This window comes from Sphingomonas sp. NPDC019816, from assembly GCF_050274375.1.
Taxonomy (GTDB): Bacteria; Pseudomonadota; Alphaproteobacteria; order Sphingomonadales; family Sphingomonadaceae; genus Sphingomonas.
The window spans coordinates 1-7067 of record NZ_JBNNOB010000161.1; the positions used below are offsets into that span (position 1 = coordinate 1).

The following is a 7067-nucleotide window of genomic DNA, read 5'->3' on the forward strand; positions in this document are numbered from 1 at the left end:
CCTTGCCGATGCGGCGCGCGGTCTTGGCGAGCTTTCCGGCCGCGCGTGCCTGCGACAGGACTCCCGAACCGCCGCGCAGATCGCCCAGCACCGCCGCCGGGCCGACAAAGCCCTTCAACTTGCCGACGATCTCCTGCGCCTCGATCGACGCGGCGGGCTCCAGCTGGCGCCGCTGCGCGCCGCTCAGGCCATAGGCATCGCCGATCGCATCGATCGTCTCGGCCAGGCTCTCGGTGCCGATGGTCAGCGCCTTGGCCCCGGCCTTGAGCGCGCGGCGGCGGATCAGCTTCTCATTGGCCTCGAAGGTGGCGTCGATCGTCGCGCGGTCCATGGTGGCTCCCTGTTCGTTCATGCACCATGAAGCCGCGAAACGGCCCGTGGGTTCCCCCTCAGCGCTCGCGCGTGGCGAGGAAACGGACCTTGGGATAGCGATCGGCGACATAGCCCACTTCCCAGGCGCTTTTGGCTAGGAAGACGGGGTTGTCGTCGCGGTCCTTCGCCATCGCCGCGCGGTTCAGGTCCATGAACGCCTTGAGGTCGGCGGGGTCGTCGGCGGTGATCCAGCGCGCGGTGTCGAACGGCGCAGGCTCCAGCCCCGCCGCGACCTTGTACTCCGCATCCAGCCGCGACAGCAGCACGTCGAGCTGGAGCTGCCCGACGACGCCGATGATCCAGTTCGAGCCGATCTCGGGATAGAAGACCTGGGTCACCCCCTCCTCGGCCATGTCGTCCAAGGCTTTCCGCAGCTGCTTGGTCTTGGTCGGGTCCTTGAGGGCCACGCGACGCAGGATTTCGGGGGCGAAATTGGGCAGGCCGGTGAAGCGGACATCCGCCTTCTCCGACAGCGTGTCCCCCACACGCAGCGTGCCGTGGTTGGGGATGCCGATGATGTCGCCCGGAAACGCCTCGTCCGCGACTTCGCGATTCTGTGCGAAGAACAGGATCGGCGAGTGGACTGCGATCGGCTTGCCATGGCCCGTAGGGGTCAGCTTCATGCCGCGCTTGAAGGTGCCCGAGCAGAGCCGCATGAACGCGATGCGGTCGCGATGCTGCGGGTCCATGTTCGCCTGCACCTTGAAGATGAAGCCGGTGACTTCCTTGTTGTCGGGCGCGACGGGCGCGGGTTCGGCGGGCTGCGGGCGCGGTGGCGGTGCGTGGCGGCTGAGCGCGTCGATCAGCTCGGCCACCCCGAAATCCTTAAGCGCGGAGCCGAAATAGACTGGCGTCAGGTCGCCGTTGCGATAGGCTTCGGCATCGAACGGCGCATAGCCCGCCTGCGCCAGCTCGATTTCCTCGGCGATGTCAGCGGGCAGCGTCGGTGCGTTGTCGACTTTACCCAGGAAGGCGCGGCTATCGCCCTCGGGGCGGCTGACCGTATTGCTGGTCAGGTCGAGCACACCCTCGAACAGCCCACCCATGCCAACCGGCCAGCTCATCGGCGCGACGTCGAGCGCCAGGATATCGGCGATCTCGTCGAGCAGTTCAAAGGGCGGACGGCCTTCGCGATCGACTTTGTTGACGAAGGTGATGATCGGCACCGAACGCAGGCGACACACCTCGAACAGCTTGCGCGTCTGCGCCTCGATACCGCGCGCCGCGTCGATGACCATGACGGCCGAGTCGACGGCGGTCAGCGTGCGATAGGTATCCTCCGAGAAATCCTCGTGGCCCGGCGTGTCGAGCAGGTTGAAGGTCACGCCGTCCTTCTCGAACGTCATCACCGAGGAGGTGACCGAGATGCCGCGCTGCTGCTCGATCTTCATCCAGTCCGACCGCGCGCGCCGGTTCTGGCCGCGTGCCTTGACCTCACCCGCCAAGTGGATCGCGCCGCCGAAATAGAGCAGCTTTTCGGTCAGCGTCGTCTTACCGGCGTCAGGGTGCGAGATGATCGCGAAGGTACGGCGGGGGGAAGTCATGGGCGGCTCTGTCGAATAGGGAAATGGCGCATCCGAGCGCCCGAGATGCTGCGCCTGTTACAGCAAATTGTGGCACAAGACAGGCCCTAGCCTGATCTCCCCTCCCCTTCGGGGGAGGGGCCGGGGGTGGGGCGGACCCGCAGGCGATGTATTTGCGGATAGGCCCCACCCCATCCCCTCCCCTGAAGGGGAGGGGCTTGAAACGGGATCATCTCGTCAGCGTCACCGACATCTGGATCAGCTTCTCGCCCCCGACCGGCACGACGAACACGCCGGGCTTGTCGAAGAAGTCGCCTTCAAATCCTTCCGGGTCGGCGATGCCGTGCCACGGTTCGACACAGACATAGGCCGCACCCGGCTTGGTCCAGATGCCGAGCTTGTCGGTGTCGGGGAAGGCGATCCGCAGTTGCGGCGCGCTGTCGACGCCATAGGTGACATGGCGGCTCTCGACCGGGTCCCAGACCAGCGCGTCGTGGGTGAACAGGTCGTCCGCCAGATGCAGCACGCGCCCGTCGAGCGGGCTGTCGCGGCGGGCTTCGGCGATCAGGCCATCCGGCGCGATCTCCCGCAGGCGGGCGGGTTCGTCCCGCTCGAAGACGATGCGATGGTCGGCCCGCGCCTTGCCGTACGGCAACGGCCAGGCGAAGGCGGGGTGGAAGCCGAAGCTGGCGGGCATCGGCGCCTCGCCCCGGTTGAGCACGCGGGCCTCCACGACCAGCGTTGCGTCCTCCAGCCGGAACTCCACCTCCAACCGGAAAGCGAAGGGATAGGAGGTCCGCGTCGCCTCGCTGTCGCCCAGCGAGAAGACCGCGCGATTGGCCTCGTGGCTGACCAGCTCGAACGTCGAGTGGCGGGCAAAGCCGTGCTTGGCCATTGGATAATGCTGGCCGTTCAGGCGGATGCCGTCGCGGGTCACGCCGATCACCGGGAACAGCAAAGGCGCGCGGCCGGTCCAGAAAGCCGGGTCCGCATTCGTCATCAGCTCGCGGCCGTCCGCGTCCTTCAGCGAGGACAATTCGGCCCCGAACGGATTGATCGCCGCCGACAGATGGTCGTTGGCGATACGGACCCAGTTTTCCTCATCAGCCACGGAGTTGCGCTCCCTGCTTGGCGGCGGCCGCAACGATCTTGTCGGCGATGGCCTTCAGCTCCTCATCGGTGAAGCTCTTCTGCGAGGGTTGCAGCAGGACCTCCACCGCGACCGACTTGTGCCCCTCGGGCACGCCCTGCCCGGCGAACACGTCGAAGACGCGCGCAGCGGTGATCGCCGCCTTGTCCGCGCCGCGTACCGCGCGGATCAGTTGGTCGGCGGCCAGATCGGCGGGCACCAGGAAGGCGAAGTCGCGCTTGACCGACTGCAACGCCGGGGGCGTATAGGCCGGGCGCATGAAGCCCGTCGCGCGCTTGGGCGGGATGGCATCGAGATAGATCTCCACCGCCGCCACCGCGCCGTCCAGATCGAACGCCTTCAGCACCATCGGGTGGACCATGCCGAACGCCGCCAGCACCGTCTTCGGCCCCAGCCGCAGCGTGCCCGACTGGCCGGGATGCCAGGCATCGCCCGCCTCGCCCATCACCTGAAGGTTGTCGACCGGCGCACCGGCCTGGGCGAGCAGCGCGATCGCCTCGGCCTTGGCATCGTAGGCGTCATAGGCTTGCGCCTTGCCCGAACGCCAGTTGCGGGGCGCCTTGTCGCCCGCTAGCACGACGCCGAGCGTCGACCGCTCGGCCTCTTCCAGATAGCGGCGACCGATCTCGAACAGACGTACGGCGGTCGCACCGCGCTTGATGTTGCGCTCGGTCGCGGCGAGCAGGCCGGGGAGCAGCGAAGGCCGCATGACCTTCAGATCCTCGCTGATCGGGTTGGCGAGCGTGAAGGCGCCGCCGCCGAAGGGCGCGGCCTGCGCCTCGCTGATGAAGCTCCACGTCACCGCTTCGTCGAGGCCACGCGCGGCGGCGGCGCGGCGGGCGCGACGCTCCAGCTTCTGCTGCGGCGTGGCGGTGGGACGCGCGACGCCGGGCGTGCGGGGCAGCGCGACCGGGGGAACATGGTCGATCCCCTCGATACGGATCACTTCCTCGACCAGATCGGCGGGGCCGTCCACGTCGCGGCGCCAGCTCGGCGCGGTGACCTGCCAGTCGGCGGTGACGATGAAGCCGAGTGATTCGAGGATCACCTTCTGCCGCGCCGGTTCGATGGCGAGGCCACCCAACGTCTCAGCGAGCTTCGGATCATAGGCGATGGTCTTGCCGACGACCGGCGGCTGGCCTGCACGCGTCACGCTGCTGGCAGTGCCGCCGCAATATTCGAGCACGAGGAAGGTCGCGATGGCGAGGCCGTCGTCGAGGAAGGCCGGGTCCACCCCCCGCTCGAACCGGGTGCGCGCGTCGCTGGTGAGTGCCAGTTTCTGGCCGGTTCTTGCGATCGCCTCGGGAGCGAAATAGGCGCATTCGATGATGACGTCGGTGGTCGTCTCCGACACGCCCGAATGCTCGCCGCCCATGATACCGCCGATGTCGTGCACGCCCGCTTCGTCGGCGATGACGGTCATGCCTTCCGACAGGGTATAGGTCTTGCCATTCAGGGCCTCGACCGTCTCGCCTTCGCGCGCCTTGCGCGCAACCAGACCACCCGACAGCTTGGCCTTGTCATAGACATGAAGCGGGCGGCCGAGATCGACGGTCATATAGTTGGTGATGTCGACCAAAGCCGAAATCGGCTTCTGCCCGATCGCGGTCAGCCGCTGGCGCATCCATTCGGGGGCCTCGCCATTGGTCAGGCCCGACACGCCTTGCGCATAGAAAGCGGGGCAGCCTTCGGCATCCTCGATCCGCACATCGGGACCGGGGCCTTCGCCCTTCACCTCCGGCACGGTCGGCGCGATCAGCGTGCCGAGCCCGGCGGCGGCGAGGTCGCGCGCGATGCCGTGGACGCCCATGCAGTCCTGACGGTTGGGCGTGATCGACACGTCGATGACCGGATCGTTGAGGCCCGCATAGTCGGGGAAGGACGTGCCGATGGCCGCATCCTCGGGCAGTTCGATGATGCCGTCATGACCCTCGCCGATCTGCAACTCGCGCGCCGAGCACATCATGCCGTTCGATTCGACGCCGCGGATCGCCGCGACCTTCAGCGTCACGTCGAGGCCAGGGACATAGGCCCCCGGCGCGCCGAACACGCCGACCAGCCCTGCGCGCGCATTGGGCGCGCCGCACACGACCTGCATCGGGCCGTCACCGGCATCGACCGACAGGACCTGCAGCTTGTCCGCCTGCGGATGCCGCTCGGCCGACAGGATGCGCGCGACGCGGAACGAGGACAGCGCCTCGCCCGGATTGTGCACGCCCTCGACCTCCAGGCCGATACGGGTCAGCCCCTCGACGATGGTGTCGAGGGTGGCGTCGGTGTCCAGATGGCTCTTCAGCCAGCCCAGGGTGAACTTCATGCGCCGACTCCTCCCGACAGCGTGGGTACGTCGAGGCTCGCGAACCCGTAATGCTTCAACCAGCGGATATCGCCGTCGAAGAAGGCGCGCAGATCGTCCATCCCGTATTTCAGCATGGCGAGGCGATCGATGCCGCAGCCAAAGGCAAAGCCCTGCCACTCATTGGGGTCCAGCCCGCACGCCTCGATGACCTTGGGATGGACCATGCCGCTGCCCAGCACTTCCATCCAGCCGCCGCCGGAACCCCCGATGACACGCTTGCCCTTCTCGATGGTGTAGCCGACATCGACCTCGGCCGAGGGTTCGGTGAAGGGGAAATAGCTGGGGCGCAGGCGCAGCACGATGTCGTCGCGCTCGAAGAACGCCTTGAGGAAGGTCTCCAACGTCCACTTCAGATGGCCGAGCGTGATGCCCTTGTCGATCACCAGCCCCTCGACCTGATGGAACATCGGCGTGTGGGTTGCATCCGAGTCGGAGCGATAGGTGCGGCCCGGCGCGATGATGCGGATCGGCGGCTTCTGGTCCAGCATGGTGCGGATCTGCACCGGCGAGGTGTGGGTGCGCAGCACGCGGCGCACGGTGCGCTCGTCGCCGCCGGGCTCGACGCCCGCCAGATAGAAGGTGTCGTGCATCGCGCGCGCCGGATGCGTCTCAGGGATATTGAGCGCGGTGAAATTGTGCCAGTCGGTCTCGACCTCCGGCCCAGTCGCGACGGCGAAGCCCAGATCGGCGAAGATCTCGGCCAGTTCGTCCATCACCTGGCTGACCGGATGGACCGTACCGAAGCTGCCGCCCTCGACCGGCAGGGTCATGTCGAGTCGCTCGGACGCCAGCCGCGCGTCGAGCGCCGCCTTCTCCAGCGCGGCCTTGCGGGTGCCGAGCGCCTCGGTCACCGCCTCGCGCAGCGAATGGATCTTCGGCCCTTCGACCTGGCGCTCCTCGGGGCTCATCTTGCCCAGCGTCTTGAGCAGTTGCGTGATCCGCCCCTGCTTGCCCAGCGCATCGACGCGGATCGTCTCCAGCACGTCCAGCGCGGGCGCGTCGGCAATGGCGGCGAGCAAAGGCTCACGCATGTCTTCGAGGTCGTTGCTCACTCTTCACTCCGTCGGCCCGCTGCCCGGCCGAACGGCACGGGCGCGGCCCCATCTTGCGGGATCGTTCACGCCGTAGCGGCTGGGGGCGGCCCGGATCAATCCTCCACGCGATCCCAGCCGCCCCCCATGCGCGCGAGATCGGGCGGGGCCGCCGGGCCGGCGGCGATTTACAATGCCTTGGCCGATCCCGGCGTATTGACGCCCATCGATTGCAGATAGCGCTTGATGTTGCGCGCCGCCTGGCGGAGCCGCTGCTCGTTCTCGACCAGCGCGATGCGGACGAAGCCCTCACCATTCTCGCCGTAACCGACGCCGGGCGCGACCGCGACCTTGGCCTCGGTCAACAATTGCTTGGAAAATTCCAGGCTGCCCAGATGCGCCAGCGCCGGCGGCAGCGGCGCCCAGGCGAACATCGACGCCTTAGGGGACGGGATGTCCCACCCCGCGCGGCCGAAACTCTCGACCAGCACGTCGCGGCGCTTGTGATAGAGCTGGCGGTTCTTCTCGACGATGTCCTGCGGCCCGTTGAGCGCGGCGCAGGCCGCCGCCTGGATCGGGGTGAAGGCGCCGTAATCGAGATAGGACTTCACCCGAGTCATCGCCGCGATCAG

At 67.6% G+C, this 7067-nt stretch carries 6 protein-coding genes; all 6 read right to left on the bottom strand.

Annotation, left to right across the window (positions count from 1 at the left end):
- The coding region (locus ACQKJZ_RS17020) for a hypothetical protein (RefSeq protein ID WP_427732622.1) at window positions 1–331 on the bottom strand (331 nt) is incomplete at its 3' end.
- A gap of 58 nt (window positions 332–389) precedes the next feature.
- Window positions 390–1916, bottom strand: a complete 1527-nt coding sequence (locus tag ACQKJZ_RS17025; RefSeq protein ID WP_427732624.1) for a peptide chain release factor 3 — start codon at window positions 1914–1916, stop codon at window positions 390–392.
- 208 nt (window positions 1917–2124) lie between these two features.
- On the bottom strand, window positions 2125–3006 hold the full coding sequence (locus ACQKJZ_RS17030) for an aldose 1-epimerase family protein (RefSeq protein WP_427732626.1): 882 nt from the start codon (window positions 3004–3006) through the stop codon (window positions 2125–2127).
- Window positions 2999–5362 carry a phenylalanine--tRNA ligase subunit beta gene (pheT, locus tag ACQKJZ_RS17035; protein ID WP_427732628.1) on the bottom strand — a complete coding sequence of 788 codons (2364 nt, stop codon included), beginning with the start codon at window positions 5360–5362 and terminating at the stop codon, window positions 2999–3001. Before pheT ends, ACQKJZ_RS17030 begins: the two co-directional genes overlap by 8 nt.
- Window positions 5359–6435: a phenylalanine--tRNA ligase subunit alpha gene (pheS, locus tag ACQKJZ_RS17040; protein ID WP_427732632.1), complete on the bottom strand. Its 1077-nt coding sequence runs from the start codon at window positions 6433–6435 to the stop codon at window positions 5359–5361. Before pheS ends, pheT begins: the two co-directional genes overlap by 4 nt.
- A gap of 188 nt (window positions 6436–6623) precedes the next feature.
- The coding region (locus ACQKJZ_RS17045) for an aminotransferase class I/II-fold pyridoxal phosphate-dependent enzyme (protein ID WP_427732630.1) at window positions 6624–7067 on the bottom strand (444 nt) is incomplete at its 5' end.

What these genes read in the sequence shown, in the direction of transcription:
- ACQKJZ_RS17025 (WP_427732624.1), bottom strand. Translation starts at nt 1,916, where the DNA reads ATGACTTCCCCCCGCCGTACCTTCGCGATCATCTCGCACCCTGACGCC.
- pheS (WP_427732632.1), bottom strand. Translation starts at nt 6,435, where the DNA reads ATGCGTGAGCCTTTGCTCGCCGCCATTGCCGACGCGCCCGCGCTGGAC.
- pheT (WP_427732628.1), bottom strand. Translation starts at nt 5,362, where the DNA reads ATGAAGTTCACCCTGGGCTGGCTGAAGAGCCATCTGGACACCGACGCC.